Genomic DNA, 22,901 nt, shown 5'->3' on the forward strand with positions numbered 1-22,901 from the left:
TCGGGTCAGATTCTTGTTTTCGCATTCATTGATCCTGTAAAACTTTCCGGTTCCCGGTAAATTCAGCTACCAAATGAAATTATGATGAACCTCTTGGCCCATAGGTTTGAAGCTCCTTGCTTCTCCATTTCTACAGAAAATAAATCAAAAGGGGAAAATAATAAAATCATTTGATACGGATGCCTCATGCAACTGTAAACTGTACCTGGATTCTGTGAAATGAGAATGGAAGCAAGAATGTTCAGCAACAGGTAAAAAGAATACCGAAGCACATCAAAATCGGTTGAAGTCCGGCAACCAACAATCAGACAATCACTGTCCTTGTTATTAATTGATGAAATGCCAGGCAGAAGAGATTTGTCATCTCTTCTGCCTGTTTTTAGGAGTGTGATTACTATCTCAGGAAAAGACGGTAATATTTTTGACGTCTCCGGCGTGTTTACTTTGCTGGTTTTTGTTCTCATGGTAACCGCAACCATTTAATAATTTTACCTTCATTACCATGAACAACACTTTCAACATCGGCGCCATGGACACCGTCTATCCCTTCATTCCCATGTACCCCAACGGACAGCCCCAGGGCAACTTCCTGGTCAACGGCCTCTCCGCTCCTGTCCTTATCCCCAAACGCGCCGCTTCCTCCCCTACCCGGCACGAATGGTTCGGATACCTCAAGGTCATGGCTCCCGCCACCTGTTTTCTCCACCTCCACGCCCACTCCTCCATCTCCCTTTCCATTCCCGCCAAGGATCTGGAACTCTCCACGGAGCCGGGCTCTTCCACCCCTCTGCGCCGCCAGATCCAGTTCGACCAGGGATACTACTGGTGCCACATTGTTCACCAGCACCAGCCAGCCCCGAACTCCCAGCAGGAGTTCTGCATTGCCCTGGTAAGCGACAAGGAAGGCGAGCCCGACCTGGACTATTACCTGCTGGCGGAAAACACGCCTGCCGGCAAGGAAGGAGAAACCGTCCTGACTCTGGTCAACCTGTACCAGGAGGTGGAAGAAGGAGATTCGTCGAGCAGTTCGGCAGGGGGAGGAGATTCGTTTGAGTTTGATCCCAAGCCCAGCAGCAGCTCGAGTTCTTCTTCCAGCAGTTCGAGCTCTTCCTCCTCCAACAGTTCGTCTTCCAGCTCCCTGCAGAGTTCTTCGGCTCCCGAGCCTCCGGATTCCTCCAGCAGCGCGCCGCCTTCTTCTTCCAGTTCGTCGTCTTCCAGCAGTTCGAGTTCTTCCTCGTCATCTTCTTCCAGCAACTGGTCGTCTTCCAGTTTCCACAGCAGTTCCTTGCCGCCCCAGGAGCCGGATTCTTCCAGCAGCGCTCCGTCTTCCAGCTCCTCCTCGAGCAGTTCGAGTTCATCGTCTTCTTCCAGCTCGTCTTCCAGCAGCAGCTCTTCGTCATCAAGTTCTTCGAGCTCAAGCTCATCTTCCAGCAGCAGTTCAAGTTCCCTTTCCTCCTCGTCCAGCGAGCCGGACCAGGAAGAGGAACCCTGCCCCTGTGAATGTGAGTGCAATGAGGAAGGGGACGAACACTGTGTCCAGACACAGCCCACTCCGGGGGATCCCGAGGGAGAGCAGGATTGCCAGGGCAACGCCTGCATCAACCCTTCCTCCCCGGCAGGACCCACGCCTCCGGCTCCCGCCAAGTTCATCAGGACGGCACGCTCTGCCACCACTAATGCCCCGGCTTCCAGCGGCTTTTCCATGCGCTACAACCACCCCATGGCCTGGAGCGCTTCCTTCTCGGCTGACGAGCGCCGCGTCACCGTCAAGCGCCCCTCCGGAAGCCATCTCTATTTCAAAGCTAACGAGGGAAGCAGCGATGCTTCTCCCATCGGCTCTTCCAGGAAGGTCAACTACCGTGTGAGGCTTCTCAACGAAGATCTTACTCCCAACCTCCAGGGTACTCCCGCCTTCATGGACATGGTTCTTCCCGGCGGCATGGTCCTGCGCTTCTCGGCAGCCACCGGAGAGGTCGTGTCGGTCACCAGCTCTTCGGGCCATGTGATCTCTGCCGAGGAGTACTTCAGCAAGGTCCAGGTCACTTACCATCAAAACGGCTCCCTTGCCAGCGTTTATTCCCGCGCCCAGGGGTTGATGAGAAGCATTCCCGAAGGCGACAGGCTCACCCTGGAGTGGTATGCTCCCGGCAAGACCATCCCGGACGGGGAAGGCGGGTTCACCGTTGCCGGAGAGCCCTACAAGACGGCCGTCTATGAAACCTCGCTTGAAAACGGAGTCAAGGTCACCCATATCACCAACCGGCGCGCCGGTCAGGAGCCGCATTTCATCGAACGCCGCGAGGAAGGCAACAAGGTGACCATCGTCAAGGGGGAGGGAGAGGAGCGCATCGTTCGCACCATTGAACGCAATGCATTGACCGACTCCAAGTGGGAGCGCATTGAAACCATCCAGGGCATCAACGAGGAAGCGCCCGCCTCCTGTACCCGGACAGTGAAGAAGTATACCGACGGCGGCTGGCTGACCATCAGCCGGACGGAGGGATACAAGACCCCTCTGGCCCGGACCACCCTCTATACCTACAACGACCAGTTCCGGATGTCCCTGGAACTCAAGCCCAATGGCGGCTATACGCGCTACGAGTACGACGAGCAGGGACGAGTAGTGCTGCAGGCCTCTCCCTGGGCCGGAGGCGGTGAAAAGGGAACACGCACGACTTACGCCGACTTACGCTTTAACGACTTCAGACCCGCCACGGAAACTGAAGTAATCATTGCCGAGGACGGGACGGAAACGGCGCTTCTCAAACGCACTTACACCTATGAAGACAGCCCGCAGGTGAACCGCACCACGGTCACGGAAACCGCGCTGGGAAGCGACCAGGTTCATACGAGTGTAGAAGAGACTTATGGGGAAGGAGCCGAATATCCCTACGCCCGGGGCAGGCAAAAGATGAGCCAGAGTATTGACGGGGTGCAAACCGTTTATACTTACGAAGCCGCCGCGGAATACGGAGCCATTCACCAGGTGACGGAGACCGTGCAGGCCAACGGAAGCATCGTTCCGGGACAAAGCACCCGAAACGTGGAATACATCGCTGAAAACGGCGCCACCACCAGGAGAGAACAATACGTTCACACCGGAGAGGACTGGTCGCTGATTGCCTCGGAGGACTACGAATACGACGACGAGCAGAGGCTCATCAAGACGACCAAGGGCAACGGCAGGACCAGCACGACGGAGTGGATGTGCTGCGGCCCGTTGAGGGAAACCGACGAAGACGGCATCACCACCGGCTACGGCTACAACTCGGCCAAGCAGCTGGTGGAGACTATTCGGGCTGCGACGGAAACCACGCCCGAAACGATTATCTCCTACACGAAGGATGCGGCGGGAAGGACGATCGCCACGCGGCGTGACGTGGGTCCCATGACGGCGACGGAAAGCACGGAGTACGACGATCTGGGGCGGGTGATTTCTTCCACGGACATGCTGGGACGCACCACCCGAACCGGGTACGGCGAAGACGGACTCACCACTACCACCACCACCCCGGCAGGCGCTACGCTGATTACCAAAAAGTACTATGATGGAACCATACTCTGGCAGGGAGGAACGGGGCAAAGAGAAGTGGAGACCAAGCTGGAGTTGAGCGAAGAAGGCATCCTGACCACGACCTTGTCCAAGGGAGTTGTGCTGTCGCGGATTCTGAAAAATGGCTTTGGTCAAACCGTCCGGCAGGAACATCCCAATACCAGGGGCGGCTTTATCGTCACCAGGAACTTCTACAACGACAAAGGACAATCGGTCCGCTCTCAAACGGAGGATCTTGCTCCTACCCTCACGGATTACAACGAACTGGGGCAAGCCGTGAAGCAGACCGTTCTTCTGGATGAACTTCATCCCAATGACACCACCAGAAACAGGATATCGGAAAGTTCCTCCTGTTACCGGGTTCGGGAAGACGGCGTCTACCAGGTGCAGACTTCCACCACCTGCAACGCCGACGGATTCCCCCTCACCCAGACCACGGAAAACATGGTTTCCAGACTCAGCGCTGTACTGGAAAACAAATCCATCACCACGGACGTCTACGGCCAGCAGAGCATCCAGTGGACGGAGTACACCTCTCCAACCAGGCGCACTTGGTTCAGCCGCATTCCCACTTCGGAGATCACAGCTGAATCACTGGTCGTGGACGGTTTTGAGACCAGCCAGACCGATCACGCTGGAATCCGTTCTTCACAAACCCGTTCCTACGCCTCCACGGGCATGGTTCTCAAGCACACGGACGCCAGAGGCAATGTCACCACCACGGAAACCGACCTTGCGGGACGTACTGTCAAAGTCACCGATTCTGCAGGCAACGTGACCACCAACAACTACCTGCCCTGCTGTGACAATCCCGCCTGTATCACCGATGCCCTGGTGGGAACGACCTGCTATTCCTATGACATCCGCGGCAGAAAGACAGCCGAATATGGCACCGCCATTCAGCCGGCCTGCTTCGCCTACGACGAAGCCGACCGCATAGTGGCCCTGACTACCTTCCGTGCAAACGAAGGCGACATCACTTCCGATCCTTCCGGCCGAACCGACGGAGACACCACCACCTGGCTCTATGACGAGGCCACGGGGCTGGAATTGAAAAAGACTTATGCCGACGGTTCCTGTGTTTCCAGAACCTATGACGAGCTCAACCGTCAGGAGACACTTGTCAAAGCCAGGGGGCTTGTCACAACGTATAAGTATGCTCCCTTTACAGGAGAACTCATCTCGGTTTCCTACAGCGATGGAACTTCTCCCTGGATCTTTTCATCCAACCATCTAGGGCAGATAATCTCCGTCTATGACGCTTCGGGTCTCAGGGAATTTTCCTATGACAGCTACGGCAGGATGATTCAGGACACTTCCTTTGGACAGGTGGAAAGTTCTCTTCAAGAAGAATACGATGCCCAGGGGCGTTCCAACGGATACCGCCTGATGCTCGGCACACGCACCGTGCAGCACTCCCATCTTGACTACGATTCCAAAGGTGGCATTATTGGGATGAATCTGGAAGGCATCGCTTCTCCCTTTACCTGGCAGTACGATCCAACCAGCGGCTTCCTCAACCATCTCACCTACCCCAACGGCATGGTCCGCCAAAACACCTACCATCCCACACTCAACCTCGTAACCGCTATCGGTTATAAGATGGAGGGAAATGAGGAAACAGTTGTTGGGCATAAATATCAGTACGACGCGCTGATGCGTCCCGTCCAGCTGCGGGACTCGTGGGATGCTACCACTCCTGAGACGATAAGAGATTTTACCTATAACAGCCGCAGTGAACTGCTGGAAGACCGCATCAGCCGGGGAGGAAGCTTTGCGTACTGCTATGACAACATCGGCAACCGCAAAACAGCCCGGGAACTGGAGGAAGAAGTAGCTTATGAATCCAACCGGCTCAACCAGTACACGGATATTGCCGGGGGAGAAGAAGATTTTAACCCCGTCTACGATGCCGACGGCAACCAGACCCGCATCAGGACCTCAACGGGCATATGGGAAGTGTCCTACGACGCCAACGACCGCCCCGTCGTCTTCGCCAGCCAGGATGGCAGAACAACCATCACCTGCGGCTACGACTACCAGGGCCGCCGCTTTGAGAAAAAAATCACTATCAATGCAGTTACCTCTTCTCATTCCTACTATTTATACCGAGGCTATTTACAAATAGCTGAGCTGGATCTGATGCACTCGGAAGCCATGCTGACGAGAACCCATGTATGGGATCCGACGGTGCGTACGGCTACACGCGTCCTGATGACGACCAGATGGAAAAGGGGAGTGACAACGGAAGAGAATTTTTATTTCATGCACGATGCTCGAAAAAACGTGACTTCCATTTTCGACGGCCAACGAACGCGAAGAGCCCGCTACGAGTATGCTCCTTTCGGCGCCCTGCTTACAGCGGACGGAGACATGGCACAATCCAACAAGTTCCGTTTTTCCTGCGAGTTCACAGACGATGAATTAGGGCTTGTCTACTACAACTATCGCCATCTTAATCCGCTCGACGGTAGGTGGATCAACAGGGATCCCATACGGGAACAGGCAGGACGTAATCTTTATGGATTTGTCAGCAATCATTGGGAATGGGATTTCCTGGGACTTCTTCTAACAAAGGATGATATTAATGTCACTGGAACAGATGAAGTAAATGTTATAGAAACGCCTGCTGGATTCATTCCAGAAGGAGTGGGAGAAGATTCCATATTTAAAATTCAAGCTACTGATCCCAACGTTTTTGCAAATACTCAAGTAAAAATAAACCGGGCATCAATCTCTGTTATATGTGGTAAGGCAAAAGCTGCCAAAGCAAGCCCGTGTGAAGTAAAAAGTGTTTCTCTCCAAGCCAGTGTGATTATTGTGATTAATCAGCCGGAAGATTTGACGTATTATAATATTGTTGCGGAGAATGGCATGGTTTTTAAAATTTCAAGTGACTATGTTTACAAATCTGTTGGCGCTACGAATTCCAGTGTTTATGCTCCATATGACTGGGTTTACAGTAAGGAGATGGATCATGTGAAAGATTTTAAAGCTTGGTTAGCCGGGGAGGAATTGAAAACTGCAATTGTTGAAGAATTGAGTAATGGCATTATTTATTTTTTTACCTATGGAAGTTGCAAAGAGAATGCAACTAAGCGTACTATTTCTGTTCTGGATAAGCAGTACAATACGGCAATAGCAAACACAAAAGAAACTTATGACAATGGTCCAAATGCTCCTCATACTTGGAAACGAGTGAATTATCCAGAAATTTCTGATGAGATTGCAAATATAGTGAAGGATCAAGTTGAGGGTGCTCTTTTACCAAGATAAGAAAAATGATGAAAAATAAATTCATACTGGAAATCATCTGTTTAATGCTCTTTTTTCCTATTCATGCCGGGGCATGGACAGTTCAGAATGAAATAAGAAATGACCGAACCTCAATAAGTCTACAATGGGTACAAACGTCATTTGCTGGTTGTTTTGAGAGTTTGCCCTCTTCTGTATGGAGTGAACGCTTGATTCCAAGGAAGGTTGAAGGGGAAGTGTACCTCGGTTTTTTTCTGGAGAACGTGTCTTCATCAAATATTGCCATTTCCGATGTATCTTTTGAGACGTTCGAACTTTTTCGGAAAGAAGGAAAACAGTGGGTAAGAGTCTATCCAGAGCAAAAATTAGGGCGTTGCGGAATAAGTTTGCGTGAAGAAATTGCTCCTAAGACAAAAATGATGATCTTCTTTGCCGTACCTTCTTCACTTCTTGCAAGTGGTTCGTACATGATCAAAAGCTATTGCAACGTTGAACATGACGACAACATGCTGGGCACCATATCATGGCTGACGGGAATATTTGTAATCCCCAAAATTTTGGAAATAAAAAGTTATGGGGATACAACCGGCCATGAGGGAATCTTAGAATGTACCGGCATCGTAGCTGATGAATCGTCGCGGACCCCTCAATTTTATTTGTCAGTCGTTTTAAAGAATGAGACGGATCACCCCTTACAGGTTCCTTTAACCGGGTATACGGGACCTTTGAACGTTGACATGAATTTTCGGTTGGTGGAAGTAATGGAGAATCATGAAAAAATCATCGGGGAAGCTGGCAGGGAAACAAAAAAAGAAGACAGGAAAATTCTGTTGCCGGGAGAACGTTTGTACATTCGAAGTGACGGATTTCAGAAGTATACGGCTGACGCGCACGATCGAAAATTCTTCAATCCTCTAAATTGGAAGGATTTGATTGGTAAAAGATTGAAAGTTACATCCATAAAATGGAGTTCTCAGGAATTTTCTATCAATAGACAGGGAAAGCTGGTAAAATCGGAAGTCAAAGAATGAAATTGGAAACGGGCTTCTTCAAGAGATAAAAATAGGTTATTTTCTACTGCGGAAAGAAAAATCCAGCTTAAAATTGTTCAATCGAAAAATCTTGTCTATTCCCTTGGAGCGAATCTGGGAATTAAAAGCAAATCAAGGGACTTCATCCGCTTAATGTTTTCTATCTAGCTGCTATGGAAAAGGAAGCGGCATTGACAAGAATTATAATAAAAACGTTCTACTGGACAGCAAAAGGGACTCAACAAAATACTTCCTCACCTTAATGGAGAAGGTGGAAGACGCTCTGATTGCCTACGGCAACTACACCTCCTAGATGCAATACCTGCACAAGGAAAACAACGCCAACAGAGAGGCTTTCCTTCTCTCCCGCACCCTGTACATCAACGGCCAGATGGACTTCCTGAACGTCATTACCGCATCTCACTGCACTATCCCTTGCGGATGGGCAGCGAGATGCGCTTTTACATACCGGAATGCATCAAGACATGCTGCCGGAAAACAATGACCAGCATTGGAATTTTCATCATCCCACCCCTGTTTGAAAGAAGCATGAATAACCGTCTTACAAATATCACTATTGTTCTCCTCGCTGCCGTCTCACTCGTTGAGGGGAGCATTATCTGGCATGAAAAGAGCATCCGCCTCGATTCTCAAAAGGCTGGAACGGAAGAAAAAAGCGAGTGTGCCGACCATAGAGATGACGATTTCGTTCCGGATATTTCTTCCCAGTTTCCCCATCTCTATTTCAAAAACCAGGAAACGCAGGACTCTCTATCTGCTGAAGTAGGAACTCTTATTATTGAAAGAACCCAATCCAGACAATCCGCTGAAAATAGGGAATATGCCGAGACGGAGACGCATTTTATCAATCCCAATGAAACCGCTCATCTTCCTCCGGAAATAAAAAATACGTCTGTCTTATCCATTCTCTGGACATCCGACTCCGTCACCACCAAAACGGAAGAGAATTCTCTTTTCATGGAAATCGGCAAAAAATCATTATCCCCTTTGAAACTAACACTCACCCTAAGGGCCAAAGACGGAATGGGCCGGGAATGGAAACTGGCATGGGTGAAAGCAAATGAAGATTAACCTGATATCCGCCGCATCAGGAACACAAGCTCCCGTCAAATCATGTAACAGCCACTGAGGCGCGAATAGGACTCTATTACCATACGGAAAAAGATCATCACACATATATAATAATGAAAACCTTTAAAACGATAGCTTCACACAGGACGGAATATGAACATCCCATCAAATTGAAAAAGGGGGAAAGCGTTACGCTGGGGGAAAGAGCTCCGGAGGAAAACTGGAAGGACTGGATATGGGCGGAAAACAGTAAAGGGACAGGAGGATGGGTTCCCGTTCAATTGATTGACTTTCCGGGAGACGGAACGCGGGGAACGGTGCTGGAAGATTACAGCGCCAGGGAATTGGACGTAGACCCGGGGGAAGATATCCTCAAGATCAGGACGCTGAACGGGTGGACGTGGGTCCGGAGAGCAAGCGACCGGGAGGAAGGCTGGATACCCAATGAGACCATTGGAGAGGGAGCGGCGCAGGCTCCCGAAAACAACCGTACTTGAAAGAGACGGCGCATACGGAAAATCTCCCTCCTACTCAGGAAGAACGGTTTTTCTTCCTCCGCCCTCCGGCTCTTTCCGGGAGAAAGGTCAGGCCTCCAGCCTCTCCTCCATTTCCTTCATCACTGCACTGATAAGGTTCCGGGTCTTCACGCCGGGCAGCACGTTCAGGTCCATGCGGTTCATTGCGTAGCCGAAGGAGAGGCCGCGGACCGGGTCCGCAAAGGCGTGGGAGCCGCCCGCCCCGGCGTGCCCGAAGCCGCCGGAACCGAACAGGCGGCGCAGCTTGCGGCCCGTAACGGGATCCGCGGGATCGTGCATGAAGCCGCAGGAAAAGGCGGTGGGCGTTTTCAGGGTCAGGTCCGGGCCGTCAATAACAATGTCCCGCATCCAGCCGCGCACAGCGGAAGGGAATATCCGTAATTCATCCAGCCCCAGGCAGGCCTGGTAGAATTGCGCCATGCCGCGGGCGGAGGCCACGCCACCGAATGCCGGGGCTCCGGACGTCCACGCTTCCGGCGTGTTCATCTGGCGCACGCTGTTCAGGCCTGTCAGGGTGTTGAACGCGCGGTTCACGGGCGTGCCTTTTTTCATGTATTCCTGATAAAACGGCGTGCCCATGTTGGACATGTCCATCTTGCCGGGGTACAAGGTCGCCACCCGGCTGAATTCGGATTCCGGCAGGCGGATGTAAAAGTCCAGGTCCAGCGGCGTACGGATGCATTCCTCCCAGTAACGCCACAGGCGTTCCCCGGTCAGGCGCAGCATGAGTTCATCCAGCATCACGCCGTAGGTATGCGGATGGTAGCCGTGCTCCGGGGGCTGCCACGCCGGAACGGTTTCCTCCAAGGCGCGCACGCAGTCCTCATGGTCAAACACGCTGGCCGTCCGGGAAAAGGCCGCCAGGCCGCACTGGTGGGACATCATCTGCGCGATGGATGCGTAAGGCAGCGGGAATTCCGGCCACAGTTCCCCCATGCTCATCTGCGGTGAGGCTCCCTGCCGGTGCAGGGCCAGCAGCAGGGCGGCGGAAGAGGCTCCCTTGGTAGCGGAGTAAACGGGCACCAGCGAGTGTTCCGTCCACGGGCGCGTTTCATCCGCTACGGCAAACCCGGAATGAAGGGAAACGATTTCCTTTCCGTCCTTCCAGACGGAAACGGAGGCGCCCAGTTCCCCGTAGTCACGGAAGTTCCTTTCAAACGCTTCAACTATCTGACGGTCATTGTTCATCCCCTTAAACACCCCGGCGCTACCTCCGAAGTCCGGGCGGAAGGTTACTCCCCCCGGTCATGTAAAGCAAGCCCCGGCCCTGCCTTGAAAAAGACCCCTGAAACAGAGGGCGGGAGCCCATAGAACGCGGCAGAAGGAAAGTTTTCCGGTACCTTGCATCTTCCACTTCCTCCTGGCGCAGCCTCCTGAGTCCTCCGGGGCCAGCCACTCCGGCATCAAGGGAGAGGAGTTGCAGGCAAAAGAAAAAGCGCATCAGACACGGGAGAAGAAGCAGTTTTCCATACGATTTCCCCCTTCCAGCGATGGCATGCTGCTCGCATCATGCCTCCCGCGCCGTACTTCACCCAGCTTTGATTTCATGAAGGGCCAGCACCAGCAGCCGGCTGCCTTCCACCCTGAATTTCACCTCCCAGCCGGAAAACAGGAGGCCGTAAACCCGTTCCGGATCGTCCTGGTACTGCGGGCGCGGGTCCAGGGCCAGCGTATCCGCCAGCGCTTTCCGTTCCTCCGGGGTCATGGTGCCGCCAAGAGCGGCGGGGATTTCCACGTCCAGCCGTTCATAGGGAACAGCCGTAAATCCTTCCGAAGCCTCCGGAATGCAGTCCGCCAGCGGAACATATGGCTTGATGTCCAGAATGGGCGTGCCGTCCACCAGGTCCACGCCGGAAAGGTGCAGCACCGGGCCATCCTGCGGGTGCAGTTCCACCTTTTCCAGCCTGACGGCGGACAGGCCGATGGGGTTGGGACGGAACGGCGCGCGCGTGGCGAACACGCCCATGCGCACGTTGCCCCCCAGCCGCGGAGGCCGGACCGTAGGGCTCCATCCCTCGTTTACGTTTTCACTGAATACCCAGATCAGCCACAGGTGGGAAAACCCTTCCAGGCCGCGGACGGCATCCGGATGACGGAACGGCGGCTCAAATACCAGCCGCGCACGCGCACCCGGAACCAGCCCGCTCTGGCGCGGTACGCCGAACTTGTCCGGATAACACGTGCTGACGCGGGCGACAGGATGCAAGCAAATGAACAGTTAATAATTAATAGTTAACAGTGAACGTTAAAAACTGTGAAGTTCTTCACCGAGCACTACGGCTTCCACCTTCCCTTTCAGGGTTTTGCCCAGGAAAGGGGTGTTCCGGGCGCGGCTGCGGAGCGTTTCATCCGTGACGGGCGTTTCACCCTCCGGGTCAAACACCACCAGATTGGCCGGAGCGCTTTCTTCCAAAGAAACGGGAGCCAGCCCCATGAGCCTGCGGGGAGCGTCACTGCAGGCGCGCGCCACCGTCTGCCAGGACATTTTCCCGGGTTCCACCAGATACTGGTAAATGGCGGGCAGGAACGTATCCAGCGCAATCATTCCCTGCGGCGCGACGACGAAGTCCTGAAGCTTGGAGAACGGCGTGCAGGGCGTGTGGTCGGAGACGATGCAGTCAATGGTGCCGTCATTCACCGCGGCGATCAGGGCGTCCACGTCCGACTGCCCGCGCAGGGGCGGGAGCGTCTTGTAGCTGGTATCGTAGCGGCCCACGTCTTCATGCGTGAAGAGGAGGTGGTGGAGCGCCGTTTCCGCGCTCAGCCCGGCGGTCACCGGCTTGCAGCGGCGCAGGATGTCCACGCTGCCGGCGGTGGAAACGGTCTGCACATGCAGGGAGTTGCCCGTATCCACGGAAAGGCGGATGATGGTTTCCATTCCTATTTCCTCCGCGCAGGAGGGAGAGCCCGTCAATCCCAAGCGGTAGGAGGTGGTGCCCGGGTGCATGGTGGCCTTGGCCGTCAGGGACGGCACGTCCCCCCGCAGGGCGAAGGTAAGATTCAGGTTGCTAGCGTACTGCATGGCGCGGTACAGCAGCAGCATGTTGTCCGGCGCGCGATCCCCGTCCGTGATGAAGCGCACGCCCTTGGCGCGCAGGGAGTCATAGGAGGCCTGCTCTTCCCCGCCGTCCCCCTTGGTCAGGCAGCCGGAGGGGATGACCTCCACCAGCGCATCCGTGCGGCATATTTCCATGAACGTGGTGATCTGGGCGGCATTGTCCATCACGGGATCGGTATCCGGCATGGCCATCAGGCCGGTCACGCCGCCATGCAGGGCGGCCGCGGTAGCCGTGGCCACGCGTTCCTTGTCCTCACGGCCGGGCTGGCACAGGTGGGCGTGAAGGTCAAACAGGCCGGGCAGAACCAGCTTTCCGGAGGCGTCCAGCACCTTTTCTGCGGCATCCTCCGGGAGCGTCCCGGCGGGGGCCTTTGCGGCGATTACCCCTCCGGAAACAAGAAGATCCACCGGAGCGGAACCGTCCGCCGTCCGGGCATTGCGAATAAGTACGGAAGTTTTCATGAGCAATCAGTGCTGGGTTTGCGGGGTGAGATGGTAAAGGATGGACATGCGGCAGGCGATGCCGTTTTCCACCTGCCGGTTGATCAGGCAGCGCTCATAATCCATCGCCAGGTCGCAGATTTCCACGCCGCGGTTGACCGGGCCGGGGTGCATGATATACAGGCCTTCATCTGAAATGCGCTTCAGGCGTTCTTCCGTGACGCCGTAAATCTTGTTGTATTCCCGGGCGCTGGGGAAGAAGGGGGCGTCCTGCCGCTCCTTCTGCACGCGCAGCAGGTAAATCACGTCCGGCTTCCAGGCGAACGCCTCATTGAAATCGGAAAAGCGCGGGATGCCGGAGTGCTCCGTGCGCGGCACCAGGGAGCCGGGCCCCAGGTAGGCCACTTCCATCCCCAGCCTCTTCATCAGCAGGGAGGTGGAACGCGCCACGCGGGAATGCAGGATGTCCCCCACGATGAGCACGCGCTTGCCCCTTACCTCCGGAAACACCTCCCGGATGGTGAAGGAGTCCAGCAGCGCCTGGGAGGGATGGGCATGGGCCCCGTCCCCGGCGTTGATCACGCTGGCGCAGGTATGGCGCGCAATCACATTCGGCAGGCCGCTGTTGTAATGGCGCACGATCACGTAATCCACCTTCATGGCCTGGAGCGTGGCGATCGTGTCCTGCACGGATTCCCCCTTCACCACGGAAGAGGTGGACACCGTGAAGTTGGTCACGTCCGCGGACAGGCGTTCCGCCGCTACCTCAAAGGAGGAGCGGGTGCGGGTGCTGGGCTCATAAAAAAGCGTCAAAACGGACTTCCCTTTCAGGGCAGGCACCTTTTTAACGCTTTTGGTGAAGAGCTCCTTCATCGGACCGGCCGAATCCAGCAGCGTATGAATTTCCTCGTCAGTCAACGAGGAGATGTTGAGAAGGTCCTTGCGGGGATTCATGGAAAACGGGTAATGGATTGAAAAGTGTCTAGTGGGAGGAGATGATTACGCGGTCCTCGCCGTCGGCCTCCTTCATGCTCACGATGACCTTGGCTCCGGCGTGGTCCAGCACATGGCCCGTGTAATCCGGCTGGATGGGCACTTCCCGCCCTCCGCGGTCAATCAGGCACGCCAGTTCAATGCGGGCCGGGCGGCCGTAGTCGAAGAGGGCGTTCAGGGCCGCGCGCACGGTGCGGCCCGTGTAGAGGACGTCGTCCACCAGCACCACCCTCATGTCATCCGTGGAAAACGGCAGGTTGGAGGAACGGAGGGAGGGGCGGACCTCCAGCTTGAAAATGTCATCCCGGTACAGGGAAATGTCAATGGCGCCGTACTGGGCTTCCACGCCCAGCTCCTTCACCTTGTCCACCAGCCTCCGGGCGATGACGTCCCCCTGGCTGAGCAGGCCGACGATGGCGAGCGGTTCCCCGGGAAAGCGGGCCACGATGCCGTGGGCCATGCGCTCCAGCGCACGGGAAATCCCCGGGCCGTCCAACACGATTTCCTGTGACGGAGGAGGAGTCATCTGATGGGAAAGGAGTGAACGTTACAGGCCGGCCAGCTTCAGGATGCGGTGGGCGGCCATGGCGGCGTTGACGGGGGTCTTCTTGTGCAGGCCCACCGTGGTGCAGGGCACTCCGCCCGGGCACTGGGCGATCGCCAGCAGGGCGTCAATGCCGTTCAGGGGGCCTCCGGGAACGGGCACGCCGATGACCGGAAGGGAGCAGCTCATCACCACCACGCCGGGAAGGGCGGCGGACAGCCCGGCCACAGCCAGAATGACGGCCTTTTCCCCGCTGGCTTCCAGCTCACCCAGGAACTTGACCAGCTCCGGGAGGTCGCGGTGGGCGGACAGGACGGTTTCTTCATACGGAACATTCTCCTGAGCAAAATACTCGCGGGCGGGTTCCATAAAGGGCTTATCATTCGGGCTGCCGTAGATGACGATGACTTTCATGGCTGTGTGTGCGGTTGTGAAACTTGCAGATTATGGCCCCAAGCCCCCTGCCCTGGCAAGACTTAACCTTCAAAAAAAACGGCGGGGGCCGCGGGCGTGAAGGATGCCCGGACGGAGGCGCCAAAACTCCGGAACGGCCTCACCGGGCACACGCCTTTTCCCCCATTTCACCCATCTCTTTCATGGTCTGCCTGTGAAACCGCCTCTTCCCCTGTTCCGCGTCTCCACTGCCCGGAGCTTCCGGAAGGGTCTCCCGCATCCTCCGGAATAACCGCCTTGCCTGACTCAAGGTCCTTTTTCCACTGGTAAAGGCGCTTCAAAAGGTCAGGGGCGCTTTCCCCCTCCCTCTTCATCGTCCCACGGTCCAGCCAGTCAATCAACGCATTCATGGAGCGGCCCAAATCATATTGATGGTCAAACCGTTCCCTGGCCTCGTCCAGACTGGCCATGAGATTCTGCACAACGGATATGTCTTTCCGGGAAAAATCTCCCTTCCAGTATTCATCCACCATCTTCAGGACGTCAATATACGACTCCCGGAAATCAGGCGGACATTCCGCCTCAAACCGTTCCGGCATGAGGTCAAACATGCTTTTACTCCTGTCGCCGGACGGAGTTCCCCGTTCCAGGGAAATAATTTCACAGCACAATTCAAGCATGACACGGTACTTGAGGATAGCCGCGCGGGCTTTCCTGAACTGCTGCACTTCCAAATCCACATTCGGCATGAGCGGTTCCACAACGTCCTGTCCGCTCAATACGCCACAACCGCATCCCCATGCCATACCCGCCAGGGAAAACCATTTGAATAATTTCATCTCCTTTTCAGCGGTGAAAACCTTTTTTCTTTCCCGCACCGGAAACAGCAACAAGCTCAGCCTTCTCATCCTTCCTTCCTCTCTTGGGATATAAACTCCACAGGAATAGCCAGTTTCCCGGACTCAAAGTCCTTCTTCAACCGGAGCAAATCCTTCAGGAATATTTCAGGGGCATCATTCCTTTTCCCGGTCTCCAACCGCTTATCAAGCCATTCATTGGACAAATAAATCGCTCGTTCTATTCCATACCGCTCATCCAGGCGTTTCATCACAGCCTCTATCGCAGCACATTCCTTTTTCCCTTGCGGCGTCTCCATCCATTCGGGATTTTCATTCAACGCGGCTTTTATTTTTTCCACATGCTCCATCCATTCTTTCCGGAACATCTCCGGACACCCGGCTGAAATATTTTCAGGAAGCAGGTTCAGCAACCGCTTGCAAAGCAGCCCCGCATTAACATTTCCCTTAATATCAGATTCCAGGATGGCAATCCGCCCGCACAAGGTCCAGAAAAACATGTACCTGGCAACGGCGGCACGTTCCCGGGCAAATTCCGGCGTCTGCCGGTACCTGTCCACATTCGGCATGGAGGGTGACGCCACATCCTGCCCCTGCGCCATTCCCAGGCAGCAGCCCGCCAAGCCTGCGGCTAAAATCAGCTTGATCATTAGTTGATAAGAGCATCTGCCGGGGATAAAGTCCATCCTTATTCCTCCTTCTCCCCACACTTTTTCTCCGGAGAGACAGCCCCTTCTTTTTCCGGAGGAGGAAGACTGCGTTCCACATCCTCCATCTGCTCCATCAGGGCCGTGATGAGCGCTTCCCGGTCTGTGGCCGCTTTCATCTGCCTTCTGAGCTCCCGGTCCACCTGCTGAAACCTTTCGGAAAGCGGATACCGGGAAACGACGGGAAGCAGCAATTCATTGCATGCCTTAACATAAACGCCGTACTCCCGGATCAATTCCTTTCCCGCCAGCTTCTCTTTTTCCATACGCTGAAGAAAGGCCTTGCTCATGGCATCCACCAGCCAAAACACCTTGCGGTAATCCGGGGGACATTCCTCCACCAGTCTGACGGGAACGGCTATGTACGATTCCAAAAAAGCGCGGTGCACGCCCTCCATCGGCATCCGGTCCAGCAGCGGCGCCCTTTTCTCCAGATACAGCATGCTCCACATCATGAGCCGGATAATGGCGTCCCGGTCCCTGAACAGTTTTTCCTCCGCACTCTGCGCCTCCCGCACGGACGGTTCCTGCGTAAAAGCAACATCCTGCCCCCGCACCATTCCCAGCCAGCATGCCCATGCCAGAACTGCACAGAAAACTACATTCAGCATCATCTTATCAATCCGGTTTCTTCTTCCATTCCTTCATTTTCCCCTGGAATTTTCAGCTTTCCGGCAATCAGGTCGTCCTTCATTCGTTGAAGCGCCTTCATGCGCTCCTCCCTGTTCAATCCTATCACCTTGCTTTCCAGCATCCGGAAAAAAAGAGAACTGCGTTCCCTCAAACGGTATTTTTCCATCATGGGAGCATTCATTTCATTGCATCGGTTGCAATATTCCTTAAAAACCTTGTCGAATTGTTCATCATCCATTTTTTCCGTCTTCATCCTGTCCAGCAGTCTGGCGGATTCTTCCCTGCACGCCTCAAAGGTTTTCCGGTAATCAGGCGGGCACAACTCCAGCATCCGGGGAGGCGGCGCAGAGTTCATGCGAACAATCATGGCGGCCACGATTTCCCGTGTCTCCCGGCCTTTCATCTCCAGCCTTATCATCGTTCCCAGAACGCATCCCAGCATTTCCACCCGGTCAATGGCTTGCTGATACCGTTCCAGGGCCTTCCCTTCCTCCGTCTCCAAATCCACGTTCGCCATGGAAGGCGCCGCCACATCCTGGGACATGGCGGGGAACGCCGTCAGGAATGCAGAAACCACCACCCGCCGGAACAGACTTAACATGAAACCACGTTACAGGAGCCCTTCACATGCGGTCAACATTATTCTCCCTGTCCGCTACTGCGGAAAACCAGACAGGCAGGTCCGCAGCAACCACAGCAAACGCCCTGAAGGCAACGAGGGGGGCTGCCCGGTAAAAACTGCTCTTCCTCCTCTCGCCGCCCAGCTTCTATCCCTCCTGCTTCTGCATGATTTCCGCAGGAATAACCACTTCTCCGGATTCCAGCTTTTCCTTGATTCCTTTAAGACGTTTGAGCATTTCCTTTTTGCCGGCGCCATCCTCCATCTCCAGGGCAGAAATACCCGCCTTCTTCATCATCCAACCCATCACCGGCTGTATCGCCTCCTGCACCATGTATTTTTCCATCAGCAGGCGTACGTCTTCCCACGCACCCATCTCCAAGTCTCCGGGAACGGCTCCAGACTCCTCCATCTTTTTCTCACACGTATCCTTCCATTGCCGTACTGCGCATCTGAAATCTTCCGGACACCGGGCAAGCGCGTTCATGGGAATGAACTCCCAAAAATGTTTTATTCTCTTTTGCAGATCCATTTTCTCCGCAGGATCCTCTTCCAGCATTAAAATCATCTGATTCAAAACCAGTACAACCATAAAACCGCATATGGCGGCACGCTCCTCCTGAATTTTTTTCCCGGTCTCGGAATCCAAATCAACGACAGGCATTCCCGGTGAAGCAATATCCTGAGCACGGGAGAAAAGAGGGAACGCCCCGCATAATAATAAAACAATCAATAAAAAGCGACTCATGCCAGCCATATTCACAGCATACCACGGGACCGTCCGCGGGCAATAAGTTTTCCGCCATTCCGTGCCGGGGCCGCTTCTTTTCCCATTCATGGACCTTCCCGCACAGCCGCCCATACGCCGGATGCCGTGGATTCCGGGCATCCGCCGCAACAGGCTTGCCCTTTCTTCCGGAAAAACGCCGGAGCGGAACAACTACCGGACTTATTCCTCCACCGTCTCCGGCATGACGAGGCGCCCTGAACGGACATGATCGCGAAATTGCTTGAACGCTTGGGCAAACGAGTCCTGGTCCATGCTGCCGCGGGCGTTGACTTCCCGCTCCATCCAGTTCAAGGCCTGGCGGCACATGTCCTCCAGGCCGTATTCCGCCAGAAAGGCCAGAACCTCCGGGTCTTCCGGATTAAACGGCTCGGACTGCAAATCCCTTTTTCCGTCCGCCGCCTCTTTCAGAGCCTGAACCCTGGCATTCATCAGCTTTTGGAGCTTTTGCGGGCATTCCTTCAATTCCTGTTCAGGAAAAGCCGCCAGTATCAGGGGATAAAGATCCTTTTCCCTGAATACCTCGCCCTGGTTTTCCACGACCGGCAGGAGAGCGGCTAAATAAAGCAGCACGAAGAATTTGCGGATAGTCGCCTTCTCCGCCGCCAGCTTCTGCCCGGAAGGCGTTTCCAAATCCACATTCGGCATTCCGGGCGCCCCGACATCCTGGGCGGCACCGGACAGCGCAAACAGCACGGGGCACAGCAATAAAAAGTTCAGGGGCATTCTCATGGTTCACTTTTGGACAGCGGGGCTTCCCGATCGTTCGAAATCTGCGGTAATCCCTTGTTCCTTTAATATTTTACGTTTCCGGGACGTCTTCACCGGGAAAACTTAAAACCTCCACGTTGCGGAATGGGAGCCGCGGAAAGCAATCCATCCCTTCCACGGCTTTCCGCACGTTCGCTCCACCAGGGGCAGATTCCGCCACCGGGCAGGAGGTAAAACGGAAGATAACGGCTTTCTTCTCAAACATCTTCCATCACCTCCCCGTCCTCCATTTCCTCAGCCTCGCCAATATTTTCGGGAACCACGACTTTCCCGGCCTCCATCTCCTCTTTCAGTTCACGGATGCGCCGGGCTTTAAACGCGGGGGTGTCACTTTTCCTGAAACCCAGCCTGGAAGTTACCCAGCGTGCAATCCGTTCCTCTTCATCCTTCAAGCCGTACTTGAACAGCAAGGCGGCCACTTCTTCATCCGCCACGTAAGGCCAGACAATATTCTTTTCAAGCCCGTCCAGGAATTCCTGTATCTTGCTCTTTTTTACAACGACCAGTTCCTGAAAATCCGCAGGACAGCGTTTCAGGGCATTTTCCGGGAATTCCTCCAGGATTACCTGATAAAATTCCGTAGCCAGTCCGTTGCCGCCTCTGATTATTACTTCAAAGGAAGGAAGGTTCCGGACAAGGCACAACTGGGCAAGAAAGCTCCGAATTTCTTTACGATTCCTTTCCCGCACCCTTCCTTCCTCCGTATCCCGGTTCAAGTCCGGCACGGCGGGAGGAGCAATATCCTGGGCGGCCGCCATTTCCGATAAACTTAAAACGATCAGAAAACGAACCATCTTACCCATGAAGACACCATACCACAAACATGCATTCCGGCAATACCGTTCCTCCAGCCGCTTCCCTACCGTCTTGCACGCCCCAATCATTTCCGGAACGAAAGGCTGTTTTTACAAGGCCAACGGCGGGAATGCCGGAATTTGCACGGCAAAGCTTGAAAAGGGATTCACGGAGCGCCGCATCCCTCAACGGGACATCTGCCGCGCCATGGCCTCCGCGCAGCGGCGGCCGTCCAGGGCGGCGGAAACAATGCCGCCGGCATACCCGGCCCCTTCCCCGCAGGGATACAGCCCTTCCAGCCCGGGATGCTCCAGCGTGGCGGGGTCCCGCGGAATGCGCACGGGGGAACTGGTGCGCGTCTCGCAGCCGATGAGCTGGGCGGAGGCCCCGGCAAAACCGCGCCATTTATGGTCAAACTGCCGCAGCCCTTCCCGCATGCGCCAGACGATTTCCCCCGGAAGCAGTTCATGCAGGGGGTGGGATGTAATGCCGGGGTGGTAGCTGGTGGGAAGCAGGGAGGAGGAAACGCGCCCGTTCAGGAAATCCTCCACTTTCTGGGCCGGGGCCTTCTGCATGCCTCCGCCGGCGCGGCTGGAAGCGGTCTCCAGCGCCTTCTGGTACGCCACACCCGCCAGCACGCCGTGCTCCCTGCGGAAGGATTCCGTATCTTCCGGATGCACGCTGACCACAAAGCCGGCGTTGGCAAACGGGGAATCCCGCCGGGCCAGGGACATGCCGTTGACCACCACCTCGTCATTTTCCGTAGCGGCGGGAACAATGAAGCCTCCGGGGCACATGCAGAAGGAGTGGACGCCGCGGTCCCGAATGGTGGTCGTCACGGAATAGCGCGCCGCCGGAAGCTGTTCCGGGCGTTTCCGGTCCGGGCGCAGATGGTACTGGCGGGCATCCACGAACGCCTGGGGATGTTCAATGCGCACGCCCACGGCAAAGGGCTTCTGTTCCAGGGCCAGCCCCTCCGCCAGCATCATGCGGTACACGTCCCGCGCGCTGTGCCCGGTAGCCAGCAGAACGGCGTCCGCCGCAAATTCCCGGCCATCCGCACAGACCGCGCCGCGTATGCGGCGGCCGTCCGCGGAACGGAGCAAATGCTCCACCCGCGCGTTGAAATGGATTTCCCCGCCCGCGCTCAGGATGGATTCCCGGATGGCTTTCACGACGCTGGGCAGCAGGTTGGAGCCGATGTGCGGATGGGCGTCCGTCAGGATTTCCCGCGGCGCGCCGTGGGCCACGAAAATTTCATAAACCTCCCGCACGGGGCCGCGCTTGGTCGCGCGCGTAAACAGCTTGCCGTCCGAGAACGTTCCCGCGCCGCCTTCCCCAAAGCAGTAATTGGAATCCTCCATCACGGTGCCCTGCCGCAGGATGGGGGCCAGGTCAAACCGGCGGGAGGAGACGTCCTTCCCCCGTTCCAGAACCACGGGTTTCATCCCCAGCTCCAGGCAGCGGAGCGCGGCGAACATTCCGGCAGGTCCGAATCCCACAATCAGCGCCACCGGGGCGCCGGGCCTGACGGGAGGATAGTCCCGGGAAAGAGGTTCTTCCGGAGGCAGAGGGCCATCCACCCCCGCCAGCAGACGAAGCTGGAACAAAATGTTTTTCTGCCGGGAGTCAATGGATTCCTTCACCAGCCGCAATTCCCTGATGCGGGAGGGGGAAATGCCCAGCTTTTCCGCCACGGCGGCGCGGCGCGCGCGGTCGTCGCCGGCCTTCTCCATCGGCAGAATCACATCCACCGTTACGCCTTCCCCTCCGTTCATGGGGCCTCCTTCCTCGGCCCAGGCTGCTGCTGCGTGATGCAGTGGATGGCTCCGCCTTCCAGCACCAGCTTGCGGGCGTCCACGCCGACTACCTGTTTTCCGCTGAAGCATTCCCGCAGAATGCCCAGGGCGCGGTCGTCATTCCGGGGCTGGTTGAACACGGGAACGATGACGGCTTCATTCACGATGAGGAAATTGGCGTAACTGGCCGGGAGCTGGTCCAGCCGCCAGTCCTCCGCATGGAGGGGGTCCGGCATCGGGAGGGGAATCACCTCCACGCCGGAACCGTCCACGCCCCTCAAATCCTGCAGGCGTTCATTATTTTCCGCCAGGGCGCGGTAATGGGGGGAGGATGAGTCCGTCTCCACAATGGAGACCACGGCATCCCGGCACACAAAGCGCACCATGTCGTCAATGTGCCCGTCCGTATCATCACCCTCAATGCCGGAACCGAGCCAGAAAATGGACCTGGCGCCCAGCATGCGCCGCAATTCCTCCTCAATCATGGCGCGGCTCCATTCCGGGTTGCGGTTGGGATTCAGCAGCACGGATTCCGTCGTCACCAGCAGGCCGTCCCCGTTGCCTTCAATCGCGCCCCCTTCCAGAACCATGGAGGAGCTGCGCACGGGAAGCCCCAGGGAAGCGCCGATCAGGGAGGGAATGCCGTTGTCCAGGTCCCACGGAGCAAATTTGCCGCCCCAGGCGTTAAATTGCCAGTCCGCCAGCATCAGGGAGCCGTCCTCCACGTCCTGCACGAAGACGGGGCCGTGGTCCCGGCACCAGACATCGTTGGCCGGATGGTTGAACAGGCGGTACTGGTCCTCCCGCACCCCGGCGGCCTGCATCGCCTGCCTGATGCCCGGATGAAGGGGTTCCGCGGCATTCACGCACACGCGGGCATGCGGGGCAATGGCGGCGGCCACGCTCCCGTAGGTCTGCTGCAATTCATCCAGGCCGCCCTGCCACAAATCCCTGCGGTGGGGCCAGGAGAGCCAGACGGCGTCCTGCGGTTCCCATTCAGCGGGCCAGCGTACATCGGGTTCCTTGCTCATGGCGGT

At 56.0% G+C, this 22,901-nt stretch carries 21 protein-coding genes; 5 read left to right on the forward strand and 16 right to left on the reverse strand.

The genetic code is table 11. The annotated features are described in order from the left end of the window. Positions 1 to 62: 62 nt before the first annotated feature. Positions 63 to 464 (reverse strand): hypothetical protein, encoded by a 402-nt coding sequence (locus J5W70_RS00650; protein ID WP_146020088.1) that lies wholly within the window; start codon positions 462 to 464, stop codon positions 63 to 65. Positions 465 to 502: 38 nt separating this feature from the next. Here J5W70_RS00650 and J5W70_RS00655 point away from each other — a divergent pair, with 38 nt between their 5' ends. From J5W70_RS00655 to J5W70_RS00670, 4 genes are all read left to right on the forward strand, one after another. Next, positions 503 to 6,829, forward strand: a complete 6,327-nt coding sequence (locus J5W70_RS00655) for an RHS repeat protein (RefSeq protein ID WP_180975927.1) — start codon at positions 503 to 505, stop codon at positions 6,827 to 6,829. Between the two features lie 5 nt (positions 6,830 to 6,834). Beyond that, complete coding sequence (locus tag J5W70_RS00660) at positions 6,835 to 7,839, forward strand: hypothetical protein (RefSeq protein ID WP_215832866.1); 1,005 nt, start codon at positions 6,835 to 6,837, stop codon at positions 7,837 to 7,839. A gap of 501 nt (positions 7,840 to 8,340) precedes the next feature. Next, positions 8,341 to 8,931 carry a hypothetical protein gene (locus J5W70_RS00665; protein WP_102729122.1) on the forward strand — a complete coding sequence of 197 codons (591 nt, stop codon included), beginning with the start codon at positions 8,341 to 8,343 and terminating at the stop codon, positions 8,929 to 8,931. Positions 8,932 to 9,044: 113 nt separating this feature from the next. After that, positions 9,045 to 9,428, forward strand: coding sequence for an SH3 domain-containing protein (locus J5W70_RS00670; RefSeq protein WP_022397461.1), 384 nt, complete (start codon positions 9,045 to 9,047; stop codon positions 9,426 to 9,428). A gap of 87 nt (positions 9,429 to 9,515) precedes the next feature. On the opposite strand, the gene J5W70_RS00675 is transcribed toward J5W70_RS00670, so the two are convergent. From J5W70_RS00675 to J5W70_RS00710, 8 genes are all read right to left on the reverse strand, one after another. Continuing rightward, positions 9,516 to 10,655, reverse strand: a complete 1,140-nt coding sequence (locus tag J5W70_RS00675; protein WP_022397462.1) for a serine hydrolase domain-containing protein — start codon at positions 10,653 to 10,655, stop codon at positions 9,516 to 9,518. A 340-nt stretch (positions 10,656 to 10,995) separates the two neighbouring features. Further along, entirely contained in the window at positions 10,996 to 11,673 is a 678-nt protein-coding gene (gene tsaA / locus J5W70_RS00680; protein WP_022397463.1) for a tRNA (N6-threonylcarbamoyladenosine(37)-N6)-methyltransferase TrmO, read from the reverse strand. 39 nt (positions 11,674 to 11,712) lie between these two features. Continuing rightward, entirely contained in the window at positions 11,713 to 12,987 is a 1,275-nt protein-coding gene (locus tag J5W70_RS00685) for a dihydroorotase (protein WP_022397464.1), read from the reverse strand. Positions 12,988 to 12,993: 6 nt separating this feature from the next. Continuing rightward, positions 12,994 to 13,920 (reverse strand): aspartate carbamoyltransferase catalytic subunit, encoded by a 927-nt coding sequence (locus J5W70_RS00690; protein WP_022397465.1) that lies wholly within the window; start codon positions 13,918 to 13,920, stop codon positions 12,994 to 12,996. Positions 13,921 to 13,948: 28 nt separating this feature from the next. Then, positions 13,949 to 14,485, reverse strand: a complete 537-nt coding sequence (pyrR, locus tag J5W70_RS00695; RefSeq protein WP_022397466.1) for a bifunctional pyr operon transcriptional regulator/uracil phosphoribosyltransferase PyrR — start codon at positions 14,483 to 14,485, stop codon at positions 13,949 to 13,951. Between the two features lie 21 nt (positions 14,486 to 14,506). Then, the gene (locus J5W70_RS00700) at positions 14,507 to 14,917 is read right to left on the reverse strand and encodes an AIR carboxylase family protein (RefSeq protein ID WP_022397467.1); all 411 of its coding nucleotides are present in this window, start codon (positions 14,915 to 14,917) and stop codon (positions 14,507 to 14,509) included. A gap of 167 nt (positions 14,918 to 15,084) precedes the next feature. Then, on the reverse strand, positions 15,085 to 15,735 hold the full coding sequence (locus J5W70_RS00705) for a hypothetical protein (protein WP_146018228.1): 651 nt from the start codon (positions 15,733 to 15,735) through the stop codon (positions 15,085 to 15,087). 65 nt (positions 15,736 to 15,800) lie between these two features. Continuing rightward, positions 15,801 to 16,253: a hypothetical protein gene (locus J5W70_RS00710; protein WP_146020090.1), complete on the reverse strand. Its 453-nt coding sequence runs from the start codon at positions 16,251 to 16,253 to the stop codon at positions 15,801 to 15,803. On the opposite strand from J5W70_RS00710, the gene J5W70_RS00715 reads away from it, so the two are divergent. Next, positions 16,252 to 16,410, forward strand: a complete 159-nt coding sequence (locus J5W70_RS00715; RefSeq protein ID WP_180973713.1) for a hypothetical protein — start codon at positions 16,252 to 16,254, stop codon at positions 16,408 to 16,410. The genes J5W70_RS00710 and J5W70_RS00715 overlap by 2 nt on opposite strands. A 31-nt stretch (positions 16,411 to 16,441) precedes the next feature. Here the strand turns inward: J5W70_RS00715 and J5W70_RS00720 are convergent, their stop codons facing one another. The 7 genes from J5W70_RS00720 to J5W70_RS00750 all read right to left on the reverse strand — a co-directional run bounded on the left by J5W70_RS00720 (position 16,442) and on the right by J5W70_RS00750 (position 22,895). Continuing rightward, a complete protein-coding gene (locus J5W70_RS00720) occupies positions 16,442 to 17,074 on the reverse strand; it encodes a hypothetical protein (RefSeq protein ID WP_022397470.1) in 633 nt (210 codons plus the stop codon). Then, positions 17,071 to 17,694 carry a hypothetical protein gene (locus J5W70_RS00725; protein ID WP_022397471.1) on the reverse strand — a complete coding sequence of 208 codons (624 nt, stop codon included), beginning with the start codon at positions 17,692 to 17,694 and terminating at the stop codon, positions 17,071 to 17,073. The genes J5W70_RS00720 and J5W70_RS00725 overlap by 4 nt, the downstream gene beginning before the upstream one ends. Positions 17,695 to 17,860: 166 nt before the next feature. Next, positions 17,861 to 18,460 carry a hypothetical protein gene (locus tag J5W70_RS00730; RefSeq protein ID WP_146020091.1) on the reverse strand — a complete coding sequence of 200 codons (600 nt, stop codon included), beginning with the start codon at positions 18,458 to 18,460 and terminating at the stop codon, positions 17,861 to 17,863. 201 nt (positions 18,461 to 18,661) lie between these two features. Continuing rightward, positions 18,662 to 19,231, reverse strand: coding sequence for a hypothetical protein (locus tag J5W70_RS00735; RefSeq protein WP_022397473.1), 570 nt, complete (start codon positions 19,229 to 19,231; stop codon positions 18,662 to 18,664). A 236-nt stretch (positions 19,232 to 19,467) separates the two neighbouring features. Next, complete coding sequence (locus tag J5W70_RS00740) at positions 19,468 to 20,073, reverse strand: hypothetical protein (RefSeq protein ID WP_215841926.1); 606 nt, start codon at positions 20,071 to 20,073, stop codon at positions 19,468 to 19,470. A gap of 177 nt (positions 20,074 to 20,250) precedes the next feature. Beyond that, positions 20,251 to 21,843 carry an NAD(P)/FAD-dependent oxidoreductase gene (locus J5W70_RS00745; RefSeq protein WP_022397475.1) on the reverse strand — a complete coding sequence of 531 codons (1,593 nt, stop codon included), beginning with the start codon at positions 21,841 to 21,843 and terminating at the stop codon, positions 20,251 to 20,253. Next, positions 21,840 to 22,895 carry an agmatine deiminase family protein gene (locus tag J5W70_RS00750; RefSeq protein WP_022397476.1) on the reverse strand — a complete coding sequence of 352 codons (1,056 nt, stop codon included), beginning with the start codon at positions 22,893 to 22,895 and terminating at the stop codon, positions 21,840 to 21,842. Before J5W70_RS00750 ends, J5W70_RS00745 begins: the two co-directional genes overlap by 4 nt. Between the last annotated feature and the right edge of the window lie 6 nt (positions 22,896 to 22,901).

Source organism: Akkermansia massiliensis (assembly GCF_018847375.1).
GTDB classification, from domain to species: domain Bacteria; phylum Verrucomicrobiota; class Verrucomicrobiia; order Verrucomicrobiales; family Akkermansiaceae; genus Akkermansia; species Akkermansia massiliensis.

Bases quoted from the DNA above. Each gene is read 5' to 3' on its own strand.
- J5W70_RS00730 (WP_146020091.1), bottom strand. From the start codon at position 18,460: ATGAGTCGCTTTTTATTGATTGTTTTATTATTATGCGGGGCGTTCCCT.
- pyrR (WP_022397466.1), bottom strand. From the start codon at position 14,485: ATGACTCCTCCTCCGTCACAGGAAATCGTGTTGGACGGCCCGGGGATT.
- J5W70_RS00715 (WP_180973713.1), top strand. From the start codon at position 16,252: ATGTACCTGGCAACGGCGGCACGTTCCCGGGCAAATTCCGGCGTCTGC.
- J5W70_RS00735 (WP_022397473.1), bottom strand. From the start codon at position 19,231: ATGAGAATGCCCCTGAACTTTTTATTGCTGTGCCCCGTGCTGTTTGCG.
- J5W70_RS00650 (WP_146020088.1), bottom strand. From the start codon at position 464: ATGAGAACAAAAACCAGCAAAGTAAACACGCCGGAGACGTCAAAAATA.
- J5W70_RS00690 (WP_022397465.1), bottom strand. From the start codon at position 13,920: ATGAATCCCCGCAAGGACCTTCTCAACATCTCCTCGTTGACTGACGAG.
- J5W70_RS00670 (WP_022397461.1), top strand. From the start codon at position 9,045: ATGAAAACCTTTAAAACGATAGCTTCACACAGGACGGAATATGAACAT.
- J5W70_RS00745 (WP_022397475.1), bottom strand. From the start codon at position 21,843: ATGAACGGAGGGGAAGGCGTAACGGTGGATGTGATTCTGCCGATGGAG.
- J5W70_RS00725 (WP_022397471.1), bottom strand. From the start codon at position 17,694: ATGTTAAGTCTGTTCCGGCGGGTGGTGGTTTCTGCATTCCTGACGGCG.
- J5W70_RS00655 (WP_180975927.1), top strand. From the start codon at position 503: ATGAACAACACTTTCAACATCGGCGCCATGGACACCGTCTATCCCTTC.
- J5W70_RS00740 (WP_215841926.1), bottom strand. From the start codon at position 20,073: ATGGGTAAGATGGTTCGTTTTCTGATCGTTTTAAGTTTATCGGAAATG.
- J5W70_RS00700 (WP_022397467.1), bottom strand. From the start codon at position 14,917: ATGAAAGTCATCGTCATCTACGGCAGCCCGAATGATAAGCCCTTTATG.
- J5W70_RS00675 (WP_022397462.1), bottom strand. From the start codon at position 10,655: ATGAACAATGACCGTCAGATAGTTGAAGCGTTTGAAAGGAACTTCCGT.
- J5W70_RS00660 (WP_215832866.1), top strand. From the start codon at position 6,835: ATGATGAAAAATAAATTCATACTGGAAATCATCTGTTTAATGCTCTTT.
- J5W70_RS00750 (WP_022397476.1), bottom strand. From the start codon at position 22,895: ATGAGCAAGGAACCCGATGTACGCTGGCCCGCTGAATGGGAACCGCAG.
- J5W70_RS00665 (WP_102729122.1), top strand. From the start codon at position 8,341: ATGACCAGCATTGGAATTTTCATCATCCCACCCCTGTTTGAAAGAAGC.
- J5W70_RS00710 (WP_146020090.1), bottom strand. From the start codon at position 16,253: ATGTTTTTCTGGACCTTGTGCGGGCGGATTGCCATCCTGGAATCTGAT.
- J5W70_RS00685 (WP_022397464.1), bottom strand. From the start codon at position 12,987: ATGAAAACTTCCGTACTTATTCGCAATGCCCGGACGGCGGACGGTTCC.
- J5W70_RS00720 (WP_022397470.1), bottom strand. From the start codon at position 17,074: ATGATGCTGAATGTAGTTTTCTGTGCAGTTCTGGCATGGGCATGCTGG.
- J5W70_RS00705 (WP_146018228.1), bottom strand. From the start codon at position 15,735: ATGAAATTATTCAAATGGTTTTCCCTGGCGGGTATGGCATGGGGATGC.